The following is a 25,899-nucleotide window of genomic DNA, read 5'->3' as shown; positions in this document are numbered from 1 at the left end:
CATCCTTTTACATGATAAAGGTTAATTGCCCCATCACTTCATTCGTATAGAAATGGGATTGTGATATTGTGTTAAATGTAGGGACCTGATCTATGGAAGCATTTCCTGACTTTACTTTACCAAAGTCTGCAAATCGATAACCCACACCCACTCGGACCCAGTTATTCACGTCAACGTCAATACCAGCACCAACCCGATACGAAAAGTTAGTAAGAGTCTCATCGCTAAATTGATTACTAAAGGTGGTGAATGGTGGAGTAATCGTCACTTCAAAGTCCTGAAATGAATTTATGCCCACACCTATCCCTCCGGAAACATAGGGATGCAGCACTACTGGTTGAAACGGCAAGTTGTACAAGAGTTTGTTTTCAAACAAAACTTGTCGAACCTGAATATCGTACTCATAGGGAAATGAATCAACGGATAGCTCATCCAAACCTTGGGTGACTGTACCGTTAACATGGAACGATGCAGGTTGATAATAACTAAACCCTGATTGCAAATTCCAAGAAGGATTTAATAAATATTCTGCCCCCATGAAGACACCGAATAAAAATTTGGATTGATCTGAACTATGCGGTGCGTAATCGAAAAACTCGTCTTCAAGCGGATCGGCAATTGGAATAAATTCTGAAGTCCCTACCCTGTCACCGAAAGCTGCAGCTCCTGAAAGAGTTAAAACGGCCCGCCAATTCAGAGAGTGCCAATTGATTGATTTCTCAGCCTGGTCTTTCCATACAGCATGCTTTTTTACTGAGGGGGCCTTAGCAAAAGCCACTGGAGACAGCATGCCGGTGACACAGGAAACCATTAGCAAAAGTCCATCTATTTTTCTTAACAATTTCTTTATCCCCTTAATAATTCAGTCCGTAATTTTTGTGTCCAATTAATTCATTTTTTTCAAGGGATGTTGCTGTAACCCTTAAAAAAAAATTATATTATCAATAAATTATAAGGAATAATAGTAAGTAATCCGATTGGAACGATTGATTTATTTTGCGTTAAATTTGCTGGTTACAATTTATAATTTTGGCCTTTAAGAAAGGTGATACACTAGGCTTCTATTGTTTTCCTTAAAGGTTCTGATACCATGGAATAAATATTCATTCCCTTAGAAGGACTATGTCCCGCCTTCATTGCGGTACGTAGAGTGAAAAAATTTGTGGGGAGTTCTCAGAACACGTTACAGGACGTGGAACGATAAATGATCAAAGCCCCTAATTAACGCTCAGGTTTAAGGATAATAAAATTAAAGTCATGCTAAGAATAATATTTTGCTTCTTAATCTTCATTATAGGTGGCTGCACAACGGGTGGGAAAGAAAAAGAGCCCCAGTTAGCCAGCAGCTATCAAGATAATGCTATTCTTATTCGTGCTGTAGCCAGCAAAGACTTAAATGAATATGATCATAAAAAACATACTTTAAAATTCAGTGTAGTCCAGATTGAAAAATTAGAAGATGTGCAAAACCAAATAGTTACTGCCGAAGGAATTAGTCAATTACTTGATGCGGATACGGAAGCGGACAACATCACCCAAACGAACAAGAAAGTACACATTCGCACTTTTTTTATTGCACCTGGAATGACCCAAACCTTTACCATTGCACGTATGGCTGAGACCAAAAAAGTTCTCGTTGTCGCCGGATATTACAATTTAACCCCTGCCGGGGTAGTTCGTATCTATGAAGTCCCCGTCTTTAATAAATGGAATCCGCTTACTTTTTGGAAAAAAACAAAACAGATGGGACGACTTGGGATTTATCTAGAATTTGGCTCTCAAGCGATTAACTACACTGAAAGCTCTTCAAGAAAGACCGTAATCACGAAAACAAAGAATCGTGTGTCCTTAAAAAAATATTGGGATAAATAAATATGATTTGGAATACGCCGATTGATTGGGAACATGGACTTTTTTTACAACCGCAACACTTTCAATATACTGAACTCAATCAGCATTATATTCATTCGCAATTTTTACGCTACATAACCCCATTTTTTTGGGGATTTTCCGAGTTGGAAATCAATGACAAGGCATTTAAAAGCGGCATTTTCGATATAGAAAAAATGTCATTTTTTTTACCCAGTGGGGAGTTTGTTGAGATTGATGTCAATGCCAAATTTTTACCCCGATCATTTAAATCAGATTGGCCAGCAAACGCCAATTCGCTGAAAGTATACATTGGTGTTAAGGAACTCTCGAAAAATGTAGCTAATGTAACCACAATCGAAAGTTTGGAAAACTTAAATAGTGTGGGTACTCGTTATATTAGTTACAGTGCAGGAGATGAACTCCCCGATTACTACCACCAGGGTGCACAAGCTCATCTACGATCATTATTTTATGTAGTCAAATTATTTTGGGAGTTCGAAATTGAAAATACGCATAACTACTCCATTATCCAGGTGGCAGAGTTACGACGTACCAACGATGAAATTTATTATGCTCCTGATTTTTATCCTTCTTGTGTCAGCATTAATGCGCACAAAAATTTAATTGCACTGCTCAACCGAATTCAGAATGATTTAGTAAAAACAACGAGCAAATTAGAACAATTTAAACAGCCGCTTGATACGTACAGCACCCATATTGACAACAGCAACTTTGCGCGATTGTTTTCACTCCGTTCATTATTACGAAATGTTGCCGTAATGGATCATTTGCTCAATGCCAAAACCGTTCATCCTTGGGAAGTTTATGGTCTTTTACAACAGCTAATCAGTGAATTAAGCTTTTATTCAACAGAAATTAATTTTTTTGAAGGCGGCAGTGGAACTATCACCGCAATGCCTGTTTATGATCACAGTGATCTGAGTAAAAGTTATAAACTCATCGAGGCGTTAGTTACCAAGTTGTTAACCATTATTACCGCCGATCCGGATCGCATTCGTCGAATGGTTAAAGAGAAAAATCATTATTATGCCGATCTTGGCAACAGTTTTATCCGAAAGGATAGAAGTTACTTCCTAGTGATTTATGCTCAGGAGGATCAAGAAGAAATTGCGGAGATGATTAAAGATTTTGGTAAGTTATGTGTTTATTCAGAAATTGAAAATTACATCGATTTTGCATTACCCGGAGCACCTATCTCCAGACTTCTCTCGGCTCCTGAAGGAATACCCAAAGGGGCAAACTGTCTTTATTATCATATTGACCATAAATCCGTAATGTGGTCCAAAATTGAGATGGAAAGAAAAGTTGCATTTTATCTAGGAAAAACACCAGTAGACATTGTGATCGATATTGTCGCTGTAGGAGGATAAAGTGAATCTACAAGCCATTTTTTATGATTTATTTAAATACGTTTGGGATTTAAATGCACATCAATTTGCGACCGTTAGTTATGATGAATTCCGTGGCAAAATCACTTCGTTAATTGCTGAAATTAAAATGAAGGAACATGAAGTTGATAAATATAATTTAAATTCAGCTTTATTTGCGGTCTGTGCATGGATCGATGAACTGGTACAAAAATCAAACTGGATAGGTGTGAGACAGTGGCAAGATAAATTATTACAAGCTGAATATTTTAACACAACGAGTGCGGGCGAAGAGTTTTTTACTCGTTTAAGCAAAATTCCCAGCAAACAAGATGACTTAGTTAGAATTTATTACCGATGTTTGGTTTTAGGATTTGAAGGAGTTTATCATAAGCCGCTCGATAAACCTGATTTGCTAAAGTATAAAAATTTTGCATTAGAACAATTGAGCCACGGGTATAATATGGCAAATTATCCTAGTGAGTTTGTTGCATTCCCTCTAGCATATAAAAATGATAATTTACAAATTATTCCTCCAAAATTAGATCAATATCGAAGCTTTCTGTGGTGGTTGTTACCTATTCCAGTGATTTTAATAATATATTTCTTTTTTTATTTTGTAATTAATAATACAGTTACTAATTATTTACATTTAATTAAATAGGGTTTGTATTACTTACATCGCGAGCTTGAGTCAAAATGACTTGATTTTGAATACCGAAAAGCGGCATACAACCCTTGTCATTCCCAGCGAAGCGAAGGGGCTCCAAGATCTAACATCAGGACAGGAGATCCTCGTTTCAATAGGGATGACGCGGGAGAATGTGGGCATCGGAGCGCAGAAAATCAACAAAGATTGGTCAAGGGAGTAGAAAGGGAAACAAATCCTTAGCAAGAGAGTCGAATGGGACGATTAGGACATATCATTTTTTGGATCTTGCTTGTCGTTATTTTGGGGGCTTACGCCACTTTTATAACGTTTCATCTCGATTATCCTATCTGGGTAGGTGCACTTATTTTCTTGGCCATGCTTTTGGCATTCCTGATTGTCGACAGCATTACCTGGGCTATCAGGAAGTGGTATAAAAAAAGAAAAGCAACGAAGGCCAAAGAGACCGGCGAAAAAATTGAGACTGAAGGTTTACGTTTAACTTTAGAAAATGCGCTGAATTACATAGAAACCAATCATATTGCCGGTGGAGCAAAGCGTTTCTGGCAAATGCCCTGGATACTTTTTTTCGGTAAAACAACGATTCTCATTTCCAACGGATTGAAGCTGCATACCCATTTTATGGTGGGTGATGCGGAAGATGAAGCGCTTCAACGTAATCAAGTTTATGTGCTCGATAATTTTGTCATATGGTGTGTTGATGCAGAGCTTTTTGAAACAAACACCTCAAAAAAAGTAGAAAAGCAATGGCTGGATTTTCTTAAATACATCAAGAGTCAAAAGAAAGCGATTACGCCTATCGATCAAGTGGTCATTGAGCTCCCAGCCTCAAAACTTTTAAATGGAGATAAATCAGACATTGCCCATCTGGCTCGAACCTTGAAAGATCGGATTGATCAAGTCAGTCTGCTCACAGGTTATCGCCAGCAAGTGCTGTTTTGCATCACTCGATGTAATGAGTTAAATGGTTTTCAAGAATTCGTGGGACTGATGCCGGAGAGCCTATGGACTCAAGCCATGGGTTACATTGTTGCGAACCCCCTTAAAGAGTCCACGTCTACAGAACCGCTCAACTACATCAGTAATCGCGCTGAAGAGGTCATTGATATTGTTCTATATGAGACGCAAAAAACCATAGACGTCGCGGCATTTAATTTCCCATCGACCGTAAAAAAACTCAAAGAAAATTATTCAAGGTTCACTAATTTATTTTTTGCTACCTCACCCTATACAGAACCTGCAGTGTTGCATGGGGTTTATTTGCTCGGCGAATATCAGAACAATGGCACTGAAGAAAGTGTTTTTTATTATGATTTTATTGATCAGGTTCAGCTCTCACTGATCCGCCCCATGTCTTTATTAGGCTCAGAAATCAAACAAAGAAACAAACGAAGATGGGAGTATTTAGGTGTTTGGTATTTTGCAAGTGCACTGGCTGCAGGCTATCTAATCTATGTTTATAATGCGACATCCAATCGTTTAGTCGAACTGATAAAACCTTTACCTAAAAAAGAATCCTTCTCCGATCAATTGGAACAAAACTTACTGCTATTTGGTGATTATCATACGCTAATGAGTCAACTCGATCTCTTTAGAAATCAATTGCAAATTAAAGTATTGCCCTATCGTGGAGGTTTAAATCGATTATATACTTATTACAGTGAGCAATATGTAGATCATTTTAAACAATACATCTTGACGCTTCTTGATAATCGAATGGAGCAAATGCTGAGTCATGGCGGCAGTTTAACGGATACACAAAAAGCCTATTTAGTTCAAAATATGGTAAGCCGGATTAATTTAATCCAAGCAAAGATAATAAGTGGTGTCAGTCCCAACACTTTAATGCAAATGCCTGATCCCCAAATAAGATATTTGGGATACAACCGATTACCTGACCGTTTTCTGAATACTTTTGGTCCACTCTACAAAGATTATGTCATTTGGGATTCAAACACCGAGCAACTCAGAGGCGAATCAGGTCGGTTAATTTTATGGCTTGATCAATCACATATCTTGTCTTCGGATTTGCGCTGGCTGCTTGAGTGGGCAAATACCCAAGAAGGGGTGTCGGAAATAGGCTTAAACAGTTTCTGGATAGGCTCCAATATCGTCAGAGATTATCTCATTGCCCCAGCCTACACCAAAGCAGGATTTACAGCCATTCAGTCTCTGCTGGTGCAAATAAATCATGCGTTACCCCTATACATCGACATCAGTGGCCCCAAAAATAGCTTTAAGTTGTGGTATGCCGCGGCGCGACTCAATGTATGGAAAAACTTTGCCCTTAACTTTTATAAAGGAACCAAAACACTGGCCTTTCAATACGAGTGGGATCAAACGTTTAATGACATGCTGCAACCCAGTAGTCCTTATAATGCCTTCTTACAAGATTTAGCATCAGAGTTTCAAGGTAAACTTCCCTTTACAACACCTCATTGGATTCAACTTGTCCTTCAATTCTCCGATCTCATGGTGTACAGCCATAGTAGTGATAAAGGAGTTGAGTTCAAGCAACTTTCCGATCTTGTTTCTCAGTGGATGAAAAAACTCCAAGAAAAACCTTCCCAATGGAACAATAATAGTGCTGACAACCACAATCCTCCTGTTGTTGGTCCCAATAACCTGAACAACAGACCGCCAAGCGTCGCTAATAAATTAAATTTTAATACTCAGGTCAACGCAGTGAAATCTTATATGCGCTACCGTGATTTACTCAAGCAACTTTATAAGGAACCCTACGTACAAGCAGTTAAAGCCTATATGAGCGCTAGAGAACTGTACTTGAGCCAAATTGAAGTAGACCGACAATCCTCTCCAGTCATGCAAGCATATCAAGCTCTAGTCGATATGAGACGATCACTGGAGCATTTTGATCAACTTGACTCATCTAATCCTTTTTGGATGTTGATGCGTGGTCCATTAGATTATTACATTGACTATACCAATCGTTTTGCCTCTTGTTTTATACAACAAAAGTGGCTTGATGAAGTGTATCTCCGCACGATTGCTTTAAGTGGTGAGGAGTTGAATCAAACTTTGTTTGCAAAGGGCGGTTTGGTTTGGATATTCCATGACAAATATTCACTTCCTTTCGTGAAGCAAATAGGAACTCAATTCTTACCCAGATATGTTTTAAATCATGAGTTCCCCTTCACGCCGCAGTATTATCAATTGTTAGCCTTTGGCATGAGAATTAATGAGGGCCTGGAAGCGTTAAGTCATATGAAACAGAAACCCGAAGAAGGCCAAGCCGTTGATTTGATGATTCATGCGCTTCCCACAAACTTAGATGCAAAGGCCACAACGCTGCCTTATAAAACCGTTTTACGCGTTGAATGTAAGGAAAAACAATATACATTAGAAAATTATAATTACCCATCACAGCAACAAATTCCTAATTGGAAATTGGAAAGTTGTGGGCCTACCGAAATTTCTATTTACTTTGGTGGTATTAAATTAGCAATTCAATACCATGGTGATGAGGGATTTTTGCGATTTTTACAGGATTTTAATACCGGTGTAAAAGATTTTTATCCTCATAACTTTCCAGAACATACCAAATTTTTGCAAGAGCACAAAATTGATAAAATTCGCATGAGTTATTACATCAAAGGTGGCGGTGACATCATGTGGCAGATAGAAAAATACTTTGCAGCACAAAGAGACCTTAAAGTAGCACAACAAAATCTCGCCCAAGTCTCTAAGCTTCCAAGAACCATTACAGATTGTTGGGCTCAGGGGGAATACGATGTTTAGAATGGATTCCATCCGTAAGTTAGGAACCAACCCTATTCCTGGATTTAGCAAAGCAGGTCAACAATGTTATGAGTTTTCCCAGTACACACTGATACGTAACGAGATTCAAAAACTATCACGGATTGGTCAATCATCCGAAATTGATTGGCCGCGCATTAGCGATAATGCAATTGAGTTACTGACCTATCACACTAAAGACGTACAAATCGCCTCATACTTGGCGTGCAGCTTATTCCACCAATACCAACTGGAAGGATTAGCAACGGGCCTTGATTTTCTTTTGGATTTCATTATCAATTTCTGGGAAGATGCCTACCCCAAAGGACGTTTGCAAGCAAAAATTGAGTCATTAAACTGGTATGCAACTCAATCATTAAATCATTTATCTCAGCTCAAGCTCACTACTGAAAATGAAGAGTTCCAGCAACCAATTATCCACACCTTAAAAAATATTGAAAGTGAATTACTTGCTCGTGCGGTAAATATTAATCTTTTTGCCAATTTGCGCGAAAAAATCGAATCGATCAATACCTTTGTTCCGCCAGTTATGGAATCAAAGGAAAAAACGATTTTCGAGTTGCACGAATCAAACCAGCAGAAAGAATCAAATATCCATTTAGAACCGGCCTTACTGATGCTCACTCAAGCCGCACGTGAATTAATGGAAAAGGATCCATCCAACCCTTATGCTTATTATTTAAATCGGATTGCGGCTTGGGGGGGGATCAATGCGGTACCTTATAACGAAGAGGGATTGACTCTTGTAAAGCCGCCTGAGTTCTTTAATCGAGAACGCATTAAAAAAGTACAAAATACAGGAAATTTAATTGAAATAGTAGCAACAGCTGAAGAAATCATCCCCCAAGAGCCCTTTTGGTTGGACTTAAATTTGATTAGCCTTAATGCATTAAAAAAACTCGATAAAAAATTTAATCCCATTTATGAAGCAGTCAAACTCGAATTAATCCATTTTATCCACAGAATCCCCGGCATTGAACAATTGCGATTTAATGACGATACACCTTTTCTTAGCGAACTCTATGCAGAACAAATGAACCATCTTATGGTAAAGAGGGCTCCACAGAGTGGGGACAGTGAGAAAGCCTTGTCCGCAATCGAACAAAAGCAACTTCTAGAAATCAAAGAGGCCATCTCACAGCGAGAGAAGAAAAACCAAAACGCCCTCCACCAACTTGAATTACTTAGCAAAGAATCAATAAGCGATAAGGTGAAATTACTCGCCTATATGGCTGTATGTGAGTCATTGCTTGCTGCCGATGAGCACGCCATTTTAAAACCCTATACTGCATTGATTGTGTCGCTCATTGAACAGCATCAATTAATTACTTGGGAACCAAGCTTAGCCTTAGAAGCACTTGTTTTGGCTTATCGGTGTATGAAAATTTTAAAGAACAATACTTCACCACACGAGCTAGATCATGTATTTTCACTGATAACGAAAATGGACGTCAAAGTAGCGATGGAACTTGCCCATACTTAATGCTCGGCCAAAGACTTTAAAAATCGACCGTATTTGTTCCAAGCTAGCGAGAAAAGAAGATTCCGCTAATTATCAATAAGGACTATTGATTGATTACAGCCAATTATAACTTAAATCAAAACCCTCATCCGCCTACGGCACCTTCTCCCCCAAGCGGAGAAGGGCAATTTCTTAAATGAATGGCAATAACTGCAACAAGGTTTTTGTGGTTAAGAATCCCTTCTCCCACTTGTGGGAGAGGGGCAGGGGTTGGGGGTACGTTCAAAGGAATAGAGCCTCAATTTTTTCTTCGGCTAAAGCAATGGCTTTCGTCTTGATCTCCGGGCTAAGATGTAATCCTTCTGCACGTATCACGGTGAAACGAGTTACTCCTATAAAATTAAAAACCGTCTGCAGATAATATTCCTGATGATCCATAGCCTGCATGGATGCGTTATTCGTATAAAAATTACCCCGAGTAGAGAGAATAATCACTCGCTTATCACCTGCAAGTCCCATGACTCCCTGCTCGGTATACTTAAATGTTTTCCCAGCCACTAAAATACGATCGATCCAAGATTTCAACTGTGAGGGGATGCTAAAATTATACATCGGTGCTCCAATGACTATTTCATCGGCACTTAAAAATTCATGCAACACCATTTCAGCAAGCGCCAACTCATTTTTTAACGCTTCGGATCGAATTGTTTCTGGCTGCTTGGCAGCAATCAAAGACTCAGAGGATAAGTGGCTAAGACCTTGCTTCGCCAAATCACGATAAATCATTTCTTCTTTGGGATATGTATGTTGCCAATGATTCAAATAAAAAGTCATTAATTGGCGTGATACAGAGCCTGCTTCAAGGATACTTGAATCTAAAGCCAATAATTTCATAAAACCTCCCAGCATTCATTCGTTTAATTAAGCATATATATAAAACAATGAAAGATAATCTGGTTATTTCATGAAACATTGTCCTATAATTATTACTAATAAGCACTTTTGAATAGGATCTCAGTTGAACCATTTTTTACCCGATTTAAATGATTTATTTTATTTTTGTCGCGTGGTTGATGAAGGAAGCTTTACTAAAGCCAGTCAAGGTTTGATGCTGACTAAATCCAAGCTAAGCAGACGAATTAGCGAATTAGAAAATCATTTAGGGGTACGTTTACTGAACCGCTCGACACGTACGCTCAGTCTAACCGACATCGGGCGATTGGTTTATGAGCACAGCATTGCCATGGTGAATCAAGCAAGCTGTGCTCAAGATGCAGCACTGCAAGCACAAGTTCAACCTAAAGGACGAATTCATGTGACCTGCCCTACTTTATTTGCGCAATCGGATTTCGGCTTGATTCTGATCCATTTTATGCAAAAATATTCTGATATCCAGATCCATCTCTATGCTAATGACCGAAAGGTAGATTTAATCGAAGAAGGATTTGATGTAGCCCTACGTTTTCAGATCAATGATTTAACTGATTCCAACCTCATCGCAAAAAAACTTGGAGAAAGCACCCACGTACTGGTCGCCACCCCTAATTACCTCAATCAGAATTCAGCCCTACAGACGCCTCAGGATTTAACGAAAATCTCTTGGTTGGGAAAAACTAGAGGCGAAGGATATCAGCAAATACAATTCGTACATCAAACAGGAGAAAAAGTGAGCGTGCAATTATCCTCCAGGCTGGAGAGCAATGAATGGGTGATATTAAAACAAGCCGCCTTGGGGGGTTTAGGTGTTGCACTGCTTCCTCTGGAATTGTGCCAACAAGAAATTAATAGTGGTGCATTCAGTCGTATTCTGGCTGATTGGTCGTTATCGACTGCGAGTTTGTACCTCATTTATCCTTCCAAAAAAGGCTTAACTCCCGCGCTCCGTCATTTCATCGATTTTGTCAGCGCTGAAACTCAGAAGGGCTGTGCCAAACAGGCAAGTGTTTTGATAAATCGTTAACCCAACTCATCTCGAAACCAATATATTCATAATGTGACGAATGCATCCTAAGTGTTTTAACGCTGATTGAATTAAGCGCTTACTTCATTAAAGATGCAACCAACCCGCCCATTTCAAAAACACCTTTTGCAAACATCCCAGCAGCATATCCTGCACTTGCCGACTCACTGCCCATCGTGAGCGCGCTGGGAAATGGTTGAGCCGCACTAAACGCTAATCCATCGACTAGACCATATAAAAAGCCTACAGTATTGCATGCTTTATCGACAGCAGAACTTTCATTTTGTGGTGAGGTATTCCCTTGCTCCGATCGCTCAACTGATCGATCAGGTTTCGGACCCACCGTGCTTTCATATAATGCAGCATATTCCGAAGCAGTTTTCATTACTTCTTTGCCAACAGGCGAAGCGCTCAATTCTTTTTTATGCTTCAACAGATCGGTAGCAAACTGATTTCTAGAATAATTATCAGGCCAAGAATCAATTTCATTTTCAGGTAGATTAAATGGCATTTTCGTTTTGTTTCGTATGATTGTGTTGAGCAAAATCATAAAATACATATCTGCTATTTTTTTATTGGACTCTTCATCTAATCTCACTTGATTACGAATGGCTTCTGGATCATGTCCCTCAGAGAGTAAATGCATCGCCTCCCTCTCCTCTGGTGTCCATTGCTCGGCTCCCAACATTTCCTCGGTTATTTGTTGATAAACTTGTTTAAATTCAGAAATTGCTCGTATATCATCGAGATCTTTTTTAACATCTTTTGAACTGCTGAACATAATTACCCCTCTAGGTGGTGCAAAATTAGTACAATTATAGCAAATTCTATGCTCTAGTGGCGAAAACGAAAAGAGTAACCTTTATTTGATATAATTCTTGCTGAGGAGCAGGGCGATTCAATGAAAACTTATAGAAAAGAATTGTGGTTTCATCTTCCCGAACGAATGGGATTTATCAACATAACCGATAAAGTACGAGAATGCTTAAACGACAGTGGCATTCAGGAAGGACTCATTTTAGTAAACGCAATGCATATAACTGCTTCCGTTTTTATTAACGATGATGAAGTGGGTCTACATCAAGATTATAAAAAGTGGTTGGAACTCATTGCCCCTAATGAACCCATATCGCATTATCAGCATAATGACACGGGAGAGGATAATGCGGATGCCCATATCAAGAGACAAATCATGGGTCGTGAGGTAGTCGTAGCAATCACCGAAGGAGCACTCGATTTTGGACCTTGGGAACAAATTTTTTATGGCGAATTCGATGGATGCCGCGATAAGCGAGTCTTGGTAAAAATAATTGGATCCTAATAAAGCATTCCGTACCTTTTAATTTCAATCATGAAGTGGTTTGAACGATAGACAATCCTCTTAATTGGTTAATATAACTCTTTGGCTATTTTTCCCTTTTATTTCTGTGTATTATTCCCGACAACTTTGCATCTATTTTAATAAAAGGGGATTTTTATGAAGCATCTTATTAATAATGTCTTGCGTACAAAGAATATGGTGGAGTTGTTGCACGCCATGGGTATTCCCGTAAAGAAAGAGCAGGTTACATGCAAAGACGAACGTATCATCTTTAATCTGGAAAGCATCAAAGAAGGTGTGGAGTTGGCTGGAGATTTGCAAAATCTGCTACAAAATGACGCGGTAAAACTACCGATTAAACGAAGGACTGTTGCTGAGTTACTTGCCGAGGAGATTGCGAATGCAAGCTGCTCTGACAGTAAAAATAGCGAGACACTCAAAAAGTCCTGTCTCGCGTTATTGGATATTTTACAACTCAAAGACACACTAGATGAGCAGCAAGAATACCTTGATATCCAACTTCCCTCTGCTGTTTATGGACCAATCTTTAGTGCTTTAAATTATAAATACCTGAGCATCGACGGTGAAAAGATAAAATTTAACATCAAAGAATATTTAAAAGTGCACAAACAAGAACTTATTTTAATTGATGGACAATCACCTTTACTCTTTGCCTATTCAGAACTGTTTGAAAATAGAAAGGTTTTTTATGCCGAGAAAAAAGTAAGTGCCGATATCACTGAAGTAACACCTTACTTCTTCGTTCCTGATGCACTGACCCCACCTGCCTATCATTTTGTTTTGGATACAAGCGGCAGTATGTTTGGAAAGAATTTAGATACATTAAAAAAGAGTGTCATCGAACTGGCGGATGCCTTATTTCAATACCAACCCGATGCAGTCATCAATATCTCTGAATTCAATACGGAAAATCGAACTGTTGGTAATTTCCGCAAACAAGATATGAGCCGACTCAAATATGAGGTGAACAGATTATCAGCAGACGGTTCTACACGGCTTTATGCGACGGTCGTCGATCAATTAGCGATGCTGACTCACTCAAAACTACACAATAATATTTTATTATTTACAGACGGAATAAATTCGTCAGATTATGAATCCCTACTTATAAATCAACTGGAACGTACAGTAGAGTCCTTAGGTGAGGAAACTTCTTTAATTCGGGTGAAAAATAAATTCTTCATTTTGAGTTATGGAGTAAAACAACCAGAGGTATTACAAAAAGTGGCGAATGCATTTGCCTCTCCAATTATAAATACAAATACCGTTGATTTTATTGAAGCGTTGTCTCAACAGGATAAGTTACAGGAATGGGCAGCAGCCAGAGAGTTATTCACTTGTCGTCTTGAAGTGGCAGGAAGTTCTACTTTGGATACACAATCAGAAGAGTATGTTTGTTCCTTTGACATGTCTGGCCAATTTGTTGCTTTAAAGCCCCAGCTCCACAAGAATAATGAGCGTCTGCATTTAACGATCACGGACAGTAATGGTAAAATATTGCTCGATGATCAACGATCGTTAGCGAAGAAACCAATGGACTCGGTGCTATTACCTGGTATCGCAAAAACAGCAGTTCAACATGGTGTGTTTGCAGTGCAAAATACGCCCAAAACAGATGTTCCTACACCATCAGTAACGTCAACAATTCTTTAAGTCCTCTGTTAGACTATAGGCCAAGGAAAATTAAAACCAAGGCCTGTAGTCTTAACACGCTTCTCAATCGCAAAATTCCGAATCCAATTGTATTGGAACAATCTCTATAATCAGTCAAAATAAATAGGTGCCCTACTTTAATCGGAGCAACGCACTGAAGTATTAAAGGATCTATAATTGAGCTCAAAGAACAAATTTAGTGATCATGATTTTTTTGGCAATACGATTATTTATCGCACCAATGATTCTTGGGGTGATATTTTTGTCATGGATAGAGGCAGTATCAGAGCACTGAACTTCGATCCAGTCTATGATCAAACCGGTATTTATCTTCAATACCCGCACATTCCTGTCCACGAATATACCCGCGTGATGTTGTTAGTTCTCGCATTTATTCAACATCCAGCACGCATCACCCTATTAGGGTTGGGCGGAGGAAGTTTGCTTCATTGCCTTCATTTTCTCCTCCCCGAATGCTCGCTGTTTTGTATCGAACTGCGTAAAAAAGTTCATGAAGTAGCGATGGATTTTTTTCAATTACCTGCGGCTAAAAATATTGAGATACTCATTGCGGATGCGCAAACCGCCATCAAATTTCAAAAGAGTCACAGCACGCAGATCGTTTTTGCTGATATGTACCTCGATTATGGGATGGACGCCTTTCAAATCCAACAGCAATTTATCGAACAATCTCATCGTATTTTGGATGACATGGGGTGGCTTGTGATCAATTTTCACGAACTTCCACAGTTCGATTCCCCTTTTATTCAATGCATGCAGGATTATTTTGCTGAACTTTTAATTTGTCCCACAGTAAGCGATAATTATATTTTATTTGCCGGCAAATCACCGGTTGGCGATTTGCATTCAGACAGTCATCAAACCACTCTTGCCGAATTGGAAAATAAACTCAACATCAAATTGCTCCGCTTACTTAGAAAAACGAAACGGTGCGATGGAAAGTGAGACGGTCGGGATGGACAATTCGGATTTTATCTCTGCGCGCGAAGCGGGAAAGAGTGTTTCAAGAGTATGTTGAGAAAGCGTTAGTCCACCTTTAAATTTTAATCCCGCATCCAATTTTACGGCTGCGTTTTGCAAATTTTTTATTTCTGCAAAAGCATCAGCAAACCATTTGGAAACAGAATGTTCAGGAGCAAGTTCACCATAAATCATTACTTCTTTAAACCAAGGCTCTTTGGCTAATTTTAAGCATTCTGGGCTGTGGAAATGGAGAATTTCAAGCAATTCATTATCATGAGGTTGATTAAACTTAGAAAAAAAACTGATTCCAGAACGAGGTGCTGGTCCTAGGGCTGCTTGAATTTTATTTATCGATCTTTGGCAATGAAGAAATTTTGCCAATGAGATTTCCTGTCCTTGATAGAAAGCAGCTCAATGATTGCAAGCTTCAATTCTTTGGGTAATAAATCAATGAATGCAGCGTTATTTTTTAAAAACTCTTTAAAATTAGGTACCTTAAGACGCTCATCGTGAATAATGGACAAACTAAGCGCCGGATAATCCCGAGCAATCTTGGTGAGAACAAGGTCTTGTAACCGAGCAGGAGTGTGTGTTGTGGTCTCAGTTGCTATTGGTTTTTCAGATTTATCAAGCATTTTATACATGACGTTAAAAAGGAAAAGAGTCTACGTTATGCCCCTATAAAAAGATAATTTTTTTCGTTTTATTTCAAATTAAATCAAGTAATTATTATAAGGAGGGAACTATTTGAGCAATGATTCTCTACCTGCGGTAGAAATGCCATTCCTTAATAGAACAAACGTAATAAAAAATATAAGCCTATAATATGGAGATAAGGATTCTTTTGAAAAGATGAGGGATACTATGATTAAAGGCGCCGAACTCTTAGTTGCAGCCCTAGAAAACGAAGGTGTGAAACACATTTTTGGCATTCCCGGCGAGGAAAATCTTGACGTTATTGAAGCACTGCGCAACTCGTCCATTGAACTGGTACTGACCCGACACGAACAGGCCGCTGCATTCATGGCAGCAACCTATGGTCGCTTAACGGGTAAGGCTGGTGTTTGTCTCACCACGCTTGGCCCTGGTGCCCTCAATCTTACCACAGGGGCAGCTTATGCACTTCTTGGGCACATGCCCATGATCATGATTACTGGCCAAAAAGGAGTTTTATCATCGCGGCAAGCGCGATTTCAAATGGTGAATACCGTGGCGGCAATGCAACCTTTAACCAAAATGTCTCGCCAAATAGTTTCCCCGTCAATGATTCCTACTATAGTACGAGAAGCATTCCACCTTGCAGAAGAAGAAACCCCCGGCCCAGTTCATTTAGAACTGCCCGAAGACATTGCTGCAGAAAAATGCAAACCGGTGCCCCTCATTCCGCCCCATCCTTTTGAATACCCTATTGCGAGTGAGCAAGCGCTCAATCGTGCCGCAGAAATGATCATAGCGGCGAAGCGTCCACTGGTTATGTTGGGCGCAGCAGCTTCCCGTCCGCGAGCAACCAATGCGCTGGCCCAATTTATTACGCGAACGAATATCCCCTATTTCACCACGCAGATGGGTAAAGGCACGGTTTCTGTAACCACAGAACTTTATATGGGCACCGCAGCCCTTTCAGAACGCGATTATGTGCATGAAGCGATAGAGCAAGCCGACCTCATTATTACTATTGGTCACAGTACGGTTGAAAAGCCACCATTTATCATGGGGCCTCATCTGAAAGTCATTCATGTTGGCTATCAATCCGCTACTGTGGAAAAAATTTATTTCCCTCAGGCAGAGGTTATTGGCGATATGGGCCCTTCCTTAAAACTGCTGGCCGATAAGATAGAAGGCAAGATTCCTCACGCAGATGCCCTCCTGCCGTTGCGAGAAGGTATTTTAAGTAAAATTACGGCGCGCTCTACTGAAGATCGCTTTACACCGCAACGCATGGTTCATGACGTGCGGCAAGTGATGCCACGCGATGGGATTCTCGCGCTGGACAATGGCATGTATAAAATCTGGTTTGCGCGTAATTATCGCACCCAAATGGCCAATACCCTTCTTCTGGACAATGCGCTGGCAACCATGGGCGCAGGCCTTCCATCGGCGATTATGGCCTCACTGTTGTATCCAGAGCGCCGGGTGATGGCGGTGTGTGGTGATGGGGGTTTTATGATGAACAGTCAAGAATTAGAAACTGCTGTTCGTCTTAAATTGAACCTTGTCGTCCTGGTGATCGAAGATCATGCCTTTGGAATGATCCGTTGGAAACAAGCAGTAGATCACTTCCCCGATTTTGGTATGACCTTCTCTAATCCCGATTGGGTTAAATATGCAGAAGCCTACGGGGCACGAGGTACCCGAGTGAAGCACATTCAAGATTTTCAATCCATTTTAGAAACCGCATTCAAGGAGGGAGGGGTGCATTTGGTCATCTTTCCAATCGACTATTCTGAGAATAAACGCGTACTTGTCGATGAATTACAAAATCGCTTGCCTCCAGAGCAAAAGGTGAAATAATGAAAAAAAACCTGCGCGTAGTTCATGCATTTGATCGGACATTAATCAAAGAAATTCCTGCAGATGATGCCCAAGCACTTGCAACCAAGCTGAATACCGCGGCAGCTGCCTTCAAAAATCGCGCTGGTTGGCTGAAACCTCACGAACGCATGAGCATCCTGAAAGGTGCCGCCCAATTATTGGCAGCGGATCAAGACCGCTTTGCACGGCTTATTGCCCAAGAAGGAGGCAAGCCATTTACTGATGCAGCCATAGAGGTCACTCGTGCCATCGATGGATTAAACGATGCCGCAGAAGAACTGCGACATTTTGCCGGCAAAGAAATTCCCATGGGTCTTACCCCTGCCAGTGATAACCGCTGGGCATTTACGATTAAAGAACCCATTGGCGTAGTGGCTGCAATTTCTGCCTTTAATCATCCACTAAACCTCATTGTTCACCAAGTTGCACCAGCAATCGCTGTGGGTTGTCCGGTCATTATTAAGCCTGCAACCACAACTCCCTTATGTTGTCTGGAGCTGATTAAGTTACTCCGCCAGGCCGGCCTTGCTGAAGCGTGGTGTCAAACCTTCATTACTGAAGATAATGCTTTAGCCGAACAGCTCGTCACCGATGAGCGGATCGCGTTTTTAAGTTTTATTGGCTCCGCAAAAGTAGGCTGGTACTTACGAAGCAAACTGGCACCTGGAACGCGCTGTGCCTTAGAACATGGGGGTGCGGCCCCCGTCATTGTCGATCGCAGCGCGAATCGGACAAAAACCACACAAGCGCTAACTAAAGGCGGCTACTATCATGCTGGACAAGTGTGTGTTTCCGTACAACGGATTTTTGTGCATCAAGAGATCCTCTCTTCATTCATGGATGAATTCGTGGAGCGGGTCAAGGCGCTGCGCGTGGGCGATCCGCTTTTAAAAGAAACTGAAGTAGGGCCATTGATTCTACCCCGTGAAACAGAGCGAGTTGTATCCTGGATTGATGAAGCCGTAGCCAAAGGAGCAAAACTTTTTGGTGGCGGTCGTCTTTCTGAAACCACTTTAATTCCTGCCGTACTGCTCAATCCGCCCGCTGATGCCAAAGTCTCCCAATTGGAAATTTTCGGTCCAGTAACCTGTGTTTATGCATACGAACAGATAGAGCACGCCATTGCTATCGCAAACTCATTACCCTTTGCCTTTCAAGCCAGTGTATTTTCTGAAGAGCTAACCCCTGCATTGCACGCCGCCGAATGCCTTGAGGCCTCCACGGTGCTCATTAATGATCACACGGCATTTCGCACCGATTGGATGCCCTTTGCTGGGTTAAAACAATCAGGTTATGGGGTGGGCGGAATACCCTGGACGATGAAGGATATGTCCAAAGAAAAAATGATTGTCATTAAGAGGGATGGCTTTTAGCATTACAATTTATAGAAACCAAAGCGCAGCTGCGTGCTCTTCGTGCGAGTTATATGGCGTTTTTTTAGTAAACTCAGCCCTGCAAACCACCGCAATAAAATAGTCTACACTTAAAATTAATCTCATTGACGAATTGTTATTCGACCGTAATATATTGGAGTGATCATGGAAGCAAAAGCAGAAAAAAATTCAATCATTTTTTCATCCGCAATGAATGCTGATAAGGCTTGTAAACGATTAGACTTGGAAGATGCGCCCCATAAATCAGCGAAGGAAGTATGGCTGTTACGTGAAAGCTCTGTCCCTGGACTTCTGACCGTCACTTTTTATAGTCAAGAAAAAAACAACTATTCTCATGGAAGGTTGGGATTTGTGGCAGGGAGATGGAAGTTTGCTCCCGCGGATAACTTCCAAGCCCAAGAATTTGTAAAACGTGCTGAAGCCGCTTTTAGCCAAGCGCTTCCTGAAAACAGTTTTGATAGTTTAATTGACCTATTAGACAGACAAGGGTTTAACATCAATAAGCTCGTATTTCCCAATCCCAAAGAGTCTTCCCAAACGGAACAATTATTAGCCTATACCGATGATTCGCTTCAGGACCTCCCCGGTGTAATAGAGAGATATAGGACGTCTATGTAATTATAATGAACGGCTTTGGCTCCAAAACGGCCACATTTTAAGAAATGTGCTTCATAGATTGAAATGGTTATTCAAATGCAATTTCATTCCGAGCAGAAATAAAAAACAATGATCAATTTTTTTTATCCACAGAGATCGAGCTGTTTTCACCGTGATCATCATCAGGGATTTCTTTCAATTATTTTAAAACAGTCAATTGGTAAAAAATGACAAACTGGCGCTCGAGGTTTCCGGATTAGTTTTTGGTGTTTCCGAGCTATTCAATAAAGAATCAACTTTTTGTATTAATTGAGCTAATTGCTCCTTAATAAGCCTATTTTCCAGTTTTAAATCCTCAATTGTCCGCTCATGTTCTGTCACTTTTTCTTTAAGTTTTTCTTGTTTCCGTAACAGTACATCGTGCTTCCACTCAAGCAGATTCTCTTGAAAAAGATCATAATTTACGTACGCAACCTCAAGTTCTCTTGTTATTTCGGCCCCCCAAGAGATAAATTTATCAATTAAATCCTTTTTAGTTTCGTTATTCATATGCTTATTATCGAGTACATCCATTACCATTATTTCAAGAGTTTCACTATTTATCGTATGCTTATATTGATCAATGATCTCAAAGATGGGACTTCTCTTTATATCCAAAAGAAAGGGACTGCCCAAAAGATAACTTAACGGGGTATTATATGTCTTAAATGTGCTGTTTATGTCTGCCCCATGCTTCATTAAAAATTCAAAAAAATAAAGTAATTGCGCGAGTTTTTCAGAAAAAAAATCGACACTATTTTTTCTTGCAAAGAGTTCGGCTACTGCCTTCATTAGTTTATGGAGAATGGTCTCTCCATTGCCAAAATCGAATTGAATTAACGGTTCAGGAATTTCAAAAAGAGCATACTTTTTTGTAAAATCATCTGCATCTTTACGCAAGGCATCACGATGAATGGTTTCAAACAGGTCAAGCAGTTCTTTTTCCGTATAAATTCGATTGGTCTTGATCAGTTTCATTTTTTGATTCCTTTCAATTCGATGTTTAGTTAAACCAGGTTCCCTCTTTTATGAAGATAATGATACTTAGTTAAAAGGCGGTTAAAGCCCAAAAAAAGAGTACCACGTCGGTTCTGGATTTGTTTTAACTTGTTCCGAGGATTTTATTAAAGAATCCATTTTCTGAGTCAGTTGCGCCAGTTGTTCGGTAATTAGATTATTTTGTTGTTCTAAACGTCGAATCGCCAGCTCATGCTTTTCTACTTTTTCGTAAGTTTTTTCTTGCTTTCGTACCAATACATCGTGCTTCCATCTATCTTTATTCTGCTTAAAGAATTGATCACTTACAAAAATCGCCTCGTGTCCGAGAGTTATTTCGGCACCAAACGAGATTAAGGAATCAATCAAATTCCTTTTTTTATCTTCATCAGTAAAATGGCGATTTAAGAGTAGATTTTCTACTAATACTGCATAGGTTTTATTATTTATCGCAAATTTAGCTTGGCTAAAGGTTGCTAAAATTTGGTACATATTGATTTCATCGAGTATTTGGCTTTTCAACAGATAAGACAAAGGGGTGATTGGGTTCGAGGATTTGTCGATACCTAAACCACTATTTATGTCTGCCCCATGCTTCATTAAAAATTCAAAAAAATAGAGAAAACAATCAAACATTTGATTGGGATTTTGCGCTTGCTCAAATAGGTTGACTATTTTATCCATTATTAGGTGCAGTATTGTTTCTCCTTTGGGGCTAAACTTGAAGTGAATTAATTGCTCAGGAATTTCAAAGGAATCATATTTTTTTATAAAATCTACTGAGTCTTTAAGCAAGGCATCACGATAAATTGTTTCAAACAGGCCAAGTAGTTCTGTTTCCGTATAAATCCGAGAAGTCTTGATCAGTTTCATTTTTTGATTCCTTTCATTTCGATGTTTGGTTAAACCAGGTTCCCTCTTTTATGAAGATAATGATACTTAATTAAAAGGCGGTTAAAGCCCAAAAAAAGAGTACCACGTCGGTTCTGGATTTGTCTTAACTTGTTCGGAAGATTTTATTAAAGAATCCATCTTCTGAGTCAGTTGCGCCAGTTGTTCGCTAAGTAAATTATTTTGCTGTTCCAAACGTTGCACGTTCAGCTCATACCCATTCACTTTTTGTTGAAGTTGTTCATGTTTTCGTTCTAACACCATGCAACGCCATCTAAATTTATACTCCTGGAAGAATGCATTACTGACAAACACCACCTCGTGTTCGAACGTAATTTCGGCGCCGTGCACAATAAAAAGATCAATGAAGTTCCTTTTTTCAAGTTCAGGCACATCGGGATTTAGAATTAAATGCTGTATCATTTCTTCCAAAACGGACGCTTCTAGAGGAAATTTAGCTCGTCTGCCAATCTCCAAAATTTCGCTCAAATTATTTTTGTCCATGATGATTGGGTTTGATACAAGAAAAGAAAACGGAGTTATTTTGTAACTAGAATTGTCTTTTATCCTAATATTTACATCTGCCCCACTCTTGACTAAAAATTCAAAAAACAGAATTAAATTTGCTAGTGCGCAAGACTCGCCGCTACAATCAGCGATTGCTTTCAGCACCAAACAGAGAGATGTTTCTGCGTTTTCACTTTCCGATTTAAAATGGATTAACTGATCAGGAATTTGAAAAGAATGATATTTGTTCCAAAATACGCGGGGATTCATCGACAATGCATCATCAAGAATGAATCCAACCAGGTTCAATAATTCGCTTTCACTAAAATGATGAGTGGCTTTAATCAATTTCATTCTAATGCTTCCTTACCGGCTTAACCATGCGGTGTAAATTGGGCCAGATTATAGATATTTAATTCCTTTTCTATTTCAGCAACTTGCGACACAATTCCCGCAAACCCTTCCTTTCCAAAGCGCTTATGCTCTTCATCTTCAAATTTTTCGCCTAACTCTTGGTACTCCCTATCAGAGACAATCGACTTAAAGGCAGGAAACAGCACCGTATCTTCGCGGGCCGCATGCGGTTCATACATAGTTATAAATTGATACAAAACTTCGATTAGCTTTTTATCGTGCGATTTGAAACGTTTTGCGCGAGTCGTCTCTAAAATATAATTGGTTAATTTTCTGCCCGCTTGATGTTGCGTTTTCAAGGTGGTCACCAAATCGAGCAGAAGACCGGCTTTTTCAAAGCGGGGGAATAGAAAGTTTTCTTCCAGTTGTTCATGGTATTCTTCAATAAATTGTCTAATAATCGTTGCTGACTTATTAATAAGTACGGGATTTAAATCGCGCGCCTTTTCAATTCGGTTCATCGCTTCTCGATAAATAAGGATGAGCCGACGCAAAACACCATGCTCCCGCATCAAATCCTCATCAGGAGACACGTCCTCCTCTTTTTTTTCCAATCCTAATAGAGGTTTTGCCAATACGGAACCCGCAACAAGAGTGCCGCCAACGACAACGGCAGCATTTTTAAGAAACTGTCGACGATTGCTATCGATTAATTCAGAGGACATCCTTGCTCCTGTAATTGATAGAGAAAATTCAAATTCTTGCTTGGTAGTTTGATTATGCTGAATCGGCAGAAAAAAAACCATCCTGTTAAACAGGGAGAAATTACTTTTACTCGATGTTTAAAACATAAAGCTCACCCCTCCTCCATAGTACGCATTAAAGTTGCCAAGCTGGCCGCTGAGGCTTTTCCCTATTTCCATATCGATTGCAAAATCTTGAGTAATAACAAAAATAAGTCCTATATCTAAATTGTCCGTATCCCTTCTCCCTAATTAGGGAGAAGGTGCCCGTCAGGGCGGATGAGGGGAAAAGTTGCTTACTCTCCTAGAACCATTATTTATGCTGCCAGCCTGAAACTTGTTGCAAATAATGCACCTCTCCCGATGAATCAAACATTTCCGCATCCATTGATTCTTCTACGGTGTAATCATCATACATTCGGGGATGTTTTTCTACCACCTCTCGCTCTGGAGTCGCATTTCCCAGAGGCTCTCCCGGGATGGGTTGAGGGATGGTTTTAAAAAAGGTATATTTTCTGTTGTAGTTAATTTCATTGGTGTACACACAATTTTTGGTATCTGCTGAATATCCATAAAGCAGGGACTCATGATTTTTAATAGAACCATCAGGCCGGGTACTGATATCAATGATACGGGGATCCCAGGCATCAACCTCCCACAATGAGTAATCTTTTTCATCTTTTAATTGAATTTTAATTTCTAAATAAACATGATCGTATTTGACCGAGCCGACAATACGAATTCTTGCATTGGCGCCAAGACGATCAATTTCTTTACCTATCTCCACTAAAAGATAATCTGCCAATTCATGGCAATTACCCATACCCACATACTCGATCAGATCATGTCGATATTTATATTCATTTTCTCCAGTATCGATAAGCGGGCCGCGGACATTTTTAGAGAAATAATTATTTTCTTTAATCTCACGGTGATATTTTATGTATCCCCCTTTTTGGTTACTGATCGCTATTTTCTCTCTGGTGTCTAAAATAGCTTGGGTACATATTGCTACAAACGCTTCTCTTGATAATAAAACCATAATAACAACCAATCCAAACACAACTATAATTAAAAAATAATTATATCATTTAGATGCCAAATTGATCACTAAAGTTATTTAGTGATCAATCATCATCAAAACTGCGGCTACTGTAGAGGCAGTATATTAAGCCTATTCAGAGTCCCCCTTTGCGACAACGCGTGCGTTTTCTCTCCAGTCTGCTCCATTCAAATCCTGGTCCGATGATTTTATCCCTATCCATTTTGCCCCCTGTCAGAAATAACAGATCCGATGATTGTTTATTTTAAGTACAATGAGAAACACCGTACAAAACGACTCATCGTCATAGACGAAACAAATTTTGTTACAATTAAGTAGATAAGCTATGAAAAAATATGTCCTCTTCGCTTTATTTGGATTGACCACCTTGAGTGCTTATGCCTGGGAACCCTTTTGTTCCAAAAGCACAAACAAAACTAATAAAATTGTTGCCTATTTAGGAGCAGACGCACAATGGAATATTGAACAGGAAGATATGACCAAACTCAGGGCACAATTGAATGCAGTTGATGTAGTTAATTATGCTTTTGTACGACTTAGCACAAACGATAAGGGTAATACCTTGCCCAAACTGACAATGAGTGATATCAAAAATATCCAGACACTAAAACAACTTCGGCCTGATTTACCCGTGATCATCGCGATTGGTGGCTGGGGCGATCGCGAAGGGTTCAGTCAGTTTATTAACGACCCCAAACAGCGAGCGGCCTTTATTGAAGCAACAAAATCCTTGCTGCAAGAGAACCAATTCGATGGTATTGATATTGATTGGGAAAATGAGTTGCTGGCCTCGGCTGAGGAGATAAGAAATATCGCCGCATTAATCCGCGAATTAAAAGCTGAAATCGGGCCCTCAGGATATTGTGTGAGCAACGCCGTTCCCGGAACAAGTTGGTATTGGGAAAAATATCCAGATGCTCAACTATGGTTCGAAGCTGTAGATTGGACGACAGTCATGGCCTATGACCATTATGGAACGTTTGGCATGAGAACCGAACATGGTGCTGCCCTGTACGAGGATGATCGTCCGGAAAACACCAATTATCCCTATCCAAAAACCTCTGGCGATATGGCGGTATCCCATTATTATCAACAAGGTTTAGCCGCTGAAAAAATTCTTCTTGGCGTACCTTTTTATTGCCACTCGTATTATGTAGATGGGAAATCAATCGATACTAAAGCAAAAAATCCCGGTTTACATAGACCAGTGATTGACCCTAATATTAATGCTCAAGTGAGTTATAACGGGGCGTGGAACCATTATGGACAGGCATTATTCGCCTACAGTCAGCAATCCAGTTCTACTTTAGATGCACAAAATTATTATGGCCTTATCCCCATAGAAAATACCACCATGTATCGCTTCATGAGTTGTGACAGTCCACAATCTATTGCCAGTAAAATGGCATATATCAAAGGTAAAAATTCGCTGGCTAGCAATCCAAACAAACCCATACTGCTCGGTGGCGTATCATTCTGGAGTTTACAACAAGATTTAGCATTTGAAGATCCTCAGTCCTTATTACGTGCCATTGATCAAGGATTAAAATAAAAATACTCACGACACACTCCATGCCGTCAACACATACGTGCTCGTGAGCAGGCCTTGCGCCCCAGCCAAACATTCAGTATAGTGAAATATCAAGTTGATATGTAGTTCCACATTTAGACTATG

At 39.8% G+C, this 25,899-nt stretch carries 23 protein-coding genes; 13 read left to right on the top strand and 10 right to left on the bottom strand.

The genetic code is table 11. The features are described from left to right. Window positions 1–7: 7 nt before the first annotated feature. The gene (locus tag OQJ13_RS10290; RefSeq protein WP_265710759.1) at window positions 8–841 is read right to left on the bottom strand and encodes an outer membrane beta-barrel protein; all 834 of its coding nucleotides are present in this window, start codon (window positions 839–841) and stop codon (window positions 8–10) included. Between the two features lie 416 nt (window positions 842–1,257). Between OQJ13_RS10290 and OQJ13_RS10285 the strand changes: the two genes are divergently transcribed. The 5 genes from OQJ13_RS10285 to OQJ13_RS10265 all read left to right on the top strand — a co-directional run bounded on the left by OQJ13_RS10285 (window position 1,258) and on the right by OQJ13_RS10265 (window position 9,190). Next, window positions 1,258–1,872 (top strand): type VI secretion lipoprotein TssJ, encoded by a 615-nt coding sequence (locus OQJ13_RS10285; protein ID WP_265710758.1) that lies wholly within the window; start codon window positions 1,258–1,260, stop codon window positions 1,870–1,872. 2 nt (window positions 1,873–1,874) lie between these two features. Continuing rightward, on the top strand, window positions 1,875–3,263 hold the full coding sequence (gene tssK, locus OQJ13_RS10280; protein WP_265710757.1) for a type VI secretion system baseplate subunit TssK: 1,389 nt from the start codon (window positions 1,875–1,877) through the stop codon (window positions 3,261–3,263). Window position 3,264: 1 nt separating this feature from the next. Beyond that, window positions 3,265–3,924, top strand: a complete 660-nt coding sequence (locus OQJ13_RS10275) for a DotU family type IV/VI secretion system protein (RefSeq protein WP_265710756.1) — start codon at window positions 3,265–3,267, stop codon at window positions 3,922–3,924. A 240-nt stretch (window positions 3,925–4,164) separates the two neighbouring features. After that, window positions 4,165–7,689 carry a type VI secretion protein IcmF/TssM N-terminal domain-containing protein gene (locus OQJ13_RS10270; protein WP_265710755.1) on the top strand — a complete coding sequence of 1,175 codons (3,525 nt, stop codon included), beginning with the start codon at window positions 4,165–4,167 and terminating at the stop codon, window positions 7,687–7,689. Then, the gene (locus OQJ13_RS10265; protein ID WP_265710754.1) at window positions 7,682–9,190 is read left to right on the top strand and encodes a TssA family type VI secretion system protein; all 1,509 of its coding nucleotides are present in this window, start codon (window positions 7,682–7,684) and stop codon (window positions 9,188–9,190) included. Before OQJ13_RS10270 ends, OQJ13_RS10265 begins: the two co-directional genes overlap by 8 nt. A 261-nt stretch (window positions 9,191–9,451) precedes the next feature. Here the strand turns inward: OQJ13_RS10265 and OQJ13_RS10260 are convergent, their stop codons facing one another. Next, a complete protein-coding gene (locus OQJ13_RS10260; RefSeq protein ID WP_265710753.1) occupies window positions 9,452–10,063 on the bottom strand; it encodes an FMN-dependent NADH-azoreductase in 612 nt (203 codons plus the stop codon). Window positions 10,064–10,187: 124 nt separating this feature from the next. Between OQJ13_RS10260 and OQJ13_RS10255 the strand changes: the two genes are divergently transcribed. Then, window positions 10,188–11,129: a LysR substrate-binding domain-containing protein gene (locus tag OQJ13_RS10255; protein WP_265710752.1), complete on the top strand. Its 942-nt coding sequence runs from the start codon at window positions 10,188–10,190 to the stop codon at window positions 11,127–11,129. A gap of 79 nt (window positions 11,130–11,208) precedes the next feature. On the opposite strand, the gene OQJ13_RS10250 is transcribed toward OQJ13_RS10255, so the two are convergent. Beyond that, window positions 11,209–11,910, bottom strand: a complete 702-nt coding sequence (locus OQJ13_RS10250; protein ID WP_265710751.1) for a hypothetical protein — start codon at window positions 11,908–11,910, stop codon at window positions 11,209–11,211. Between the two features lie 120 nt (window positions 11,911–12,030). On the opposite strand from OQJ13_RS10250, the gene OQJ13_RS10245 reads away from it, so the two are divergent. From OQJ13_RS10245 to OQJ13_RS10235, 3 genes are all read left to right on the top strand, one after another. Next, the gene (locus tag OQJ13_RS10245) at window positions 12,031–12,450 is read left to right on the top strand and encodes a secondary thiamine-phosphate synthase enzyme YjbQ (RefSeq protein WP_265710750.1); all 420 of its coding nucleotides are present in this window, start codon (window positions 12,031–12,033) and stop codon (window positions 12,448–12,450) included. Window positions 12,451–12,606: 156 nt separating this feature from the next. After that, window positions 12,607–14,124 (top strand): VWA domain-containing protein, encoded by a 1,518-nt coding sequence (locus tag OQJ13_RS10240; RefSeq protein ID WP_265710749.1) that lies wholly within the window; start codon window positions 12,607–12,609, stop codon window positions 14,122–14,124. Window positions 14,125–14,301: 177 nt separating this feature from the next. Further along, the gene (locus OQJ13_RS10235; protein WP_265710748.1) at window positions 14,302–15,090 is read left to right on the top strand and encodes a spermine synthase; all 789 of its coding nucleotides are present in this window, start codon (window positions 14,302–14,304) and stop codon (window positions 15,088–15,090) included. Here OQJ13_RS10235 and OQJ13_RS10230 read toward each other — a convergent pair. Further along, window positions 15,055–15,489, bottom strand: coding sequence for a hypothetical protein (locus OQJ13_RS10230; RefSeq protein WP_265710747.1), 435 nt, complete (start codon window positions 15,487–15,489; stop codon window positions 15,055–15,057). The two genes, OQJ13_RS10235 and OQJ13_RS10230, sit on opposite strands and share 36 nt — an antisense overlap. After that, window positions 15,456–15,743 (bottom strand): hypothetical protein, encoded by a 288-nt coding sequence (locus OQJ13_RS10225; protein ID WP_265710746.1) that lies wholly within the window; start codon window positions 15,741–15,743, stop codon window positions 15,456–15,458. Before OQJ13_RS10225 ends, OQJ13_RS10230 begins: the two co-directional genes overlap by 34 nt. Before the next feature lie 229 nt (window positions 15,744–15,972). Here OQJ13_RS10225 and OQJ13_RS10220 point away from each other — a divergent pair, with 229 nt between their 5' ends. The 3 genes from OQJ13_RS10220 to OQJ13_RS10210 all read left to right on the top strand — a co-directional run bounded on the left by OQJ13_RS10220 (window position 15,973) and on the right by OQJ13_RS10210 (window position 19,652). Next, window positions 15,973–17,619, top strand: coding sequence for an acetolactate synthase large subunit (locus OQJ13_RS10220; RefSeq protein ID WP_265710745.1), 1,647 nt, complete (start codon window positions 15,973–15,975; stop codon window positions 17,617–17,619). Beyond that, the gene (locus OQJ13_RS10215; protein WP_265710744.1) at window positions 17,619–19,013 is read left to right on the top strand and encodes an aldehyde dehydrogenase family protein; all 1,395 of its coding nucleotides are present in this window, start codon (window positions 17,619–17,621) and stop codon (window positions 19,011–19,013) included. Before OQJ13_RS10220 ends, OQJ13_RS10215 begins: the two co-directional genes overlap by 1 nt. A gap of 165 nt (window positions 19,014–19,178) precedes the next feature. Then, the gene (locus OQJ13_RS10210) at window positions 19,179–19,652 is read left to right on the top strand and encodes a hypothetical protein (RefSeq protein WP_265710743.1); all 474 of its coding nucleotides are present in this window, start codon (window positions 19,179–19,181) and stop codon (window positions 19,650–19,652) included. A 192-nt stretch (window positions 19,653–19,844) separates the two neighbouring features. Here OQJ13_RS10210 and OQJ13_RS10205 read toward each other — a convergent pair whose 3' ends face one another. From OQJ13_RS10205 to OQJ13_RS10185, 5 genes are all read right to left on the bottom strand, one after another. Beyond that, on the bottom strand, window positions 19,845–20,648 hold the full coding sequence (locus tag OQJ13_RS10205) for a hypothetical protein (RefSeq protein WP_265710742.1): 804 nt from the start codon (window positions 20,646–20,648) through the stop codon (window positions 19,845–19,847). A gap of 81 nt (window positions 20,649–20,729) precedes the next feature. Beyond that, window positions 20,730–21,539, bottom strand: a complete 810-nt coding sequence (locus OQJ13_RS10200) for a hypothetical protein (RefSeq protein WP_265710741.1) — start codon at window positions 21,537–21,539, stop codon at window positions 20,730–20,732. Window positions 21,540–21,620: 81 nt separating this feature from the next. After that, the gene (locus OQJ13_RS10195) at window positions 21,621–22,418 is read right to left on the bottom strand and encodes a hypothetical protein (RefSeq protein WP_265710740.1); all 798 of its coding nucleotides are present in this window, start codon (window positions 22,416–22,418) and stop codon (window positions 21,621–21,623) included. Window positions 22,419–22,438: 20 nt separating this feature from the next. Beyond that, a complete protein-coding gene (locus OQJ13_RS10190; RefSeq protein ID WP_265710739.1) occupies window positions 22,439–23,143 on the bottom strand; it encodes a hemerythrin domain-containing protein in 705 nt (234 codons plus the stop codon). Window positions 23,144–23,474: 331 nt separating this feature from the next. Continuing rightward, entirely contained in the window at window positions 23,475–24,203 is a 729-nt protein-coding gene (locus tag OQJ13_RS10185) for a hypothetical protein (RefSeq protein ID WP_265710738.1), read from the bottom strand. A gap of 346 nt (window positions 24,204–24,549) precedes the next feature. Between OQJ13_RS10185 and OQJ13_RS10180 the strand changes: the two genes are divergently transcribed. Next, window positions 24,550–25,776 (top strand): glycoside hydrolase family 18 protein, encoded by a 1,227-nt coding sequence (locus tag OQJ13_RS10180; protein WP_265710737.1) that lies wholly within the window; start codon window positions 24,550–24,552, stop codon window positions 25,774–25,776. The last annotated feature ends 123 nt before the right edge of the window (window positions 25,777–25,899 follow it).

Source organism: Legionella sp. PATHC035 (genome assembly GCF_026191115.1).
Classification (GTDB): Bacteria; Pseudomonadota; Gammaproteobacteria; order Legionellales; family Legionellaceae; genus Legionella.
This window is presented reverse-complemented; position numbering and strand designations above follow the sequence as displayed.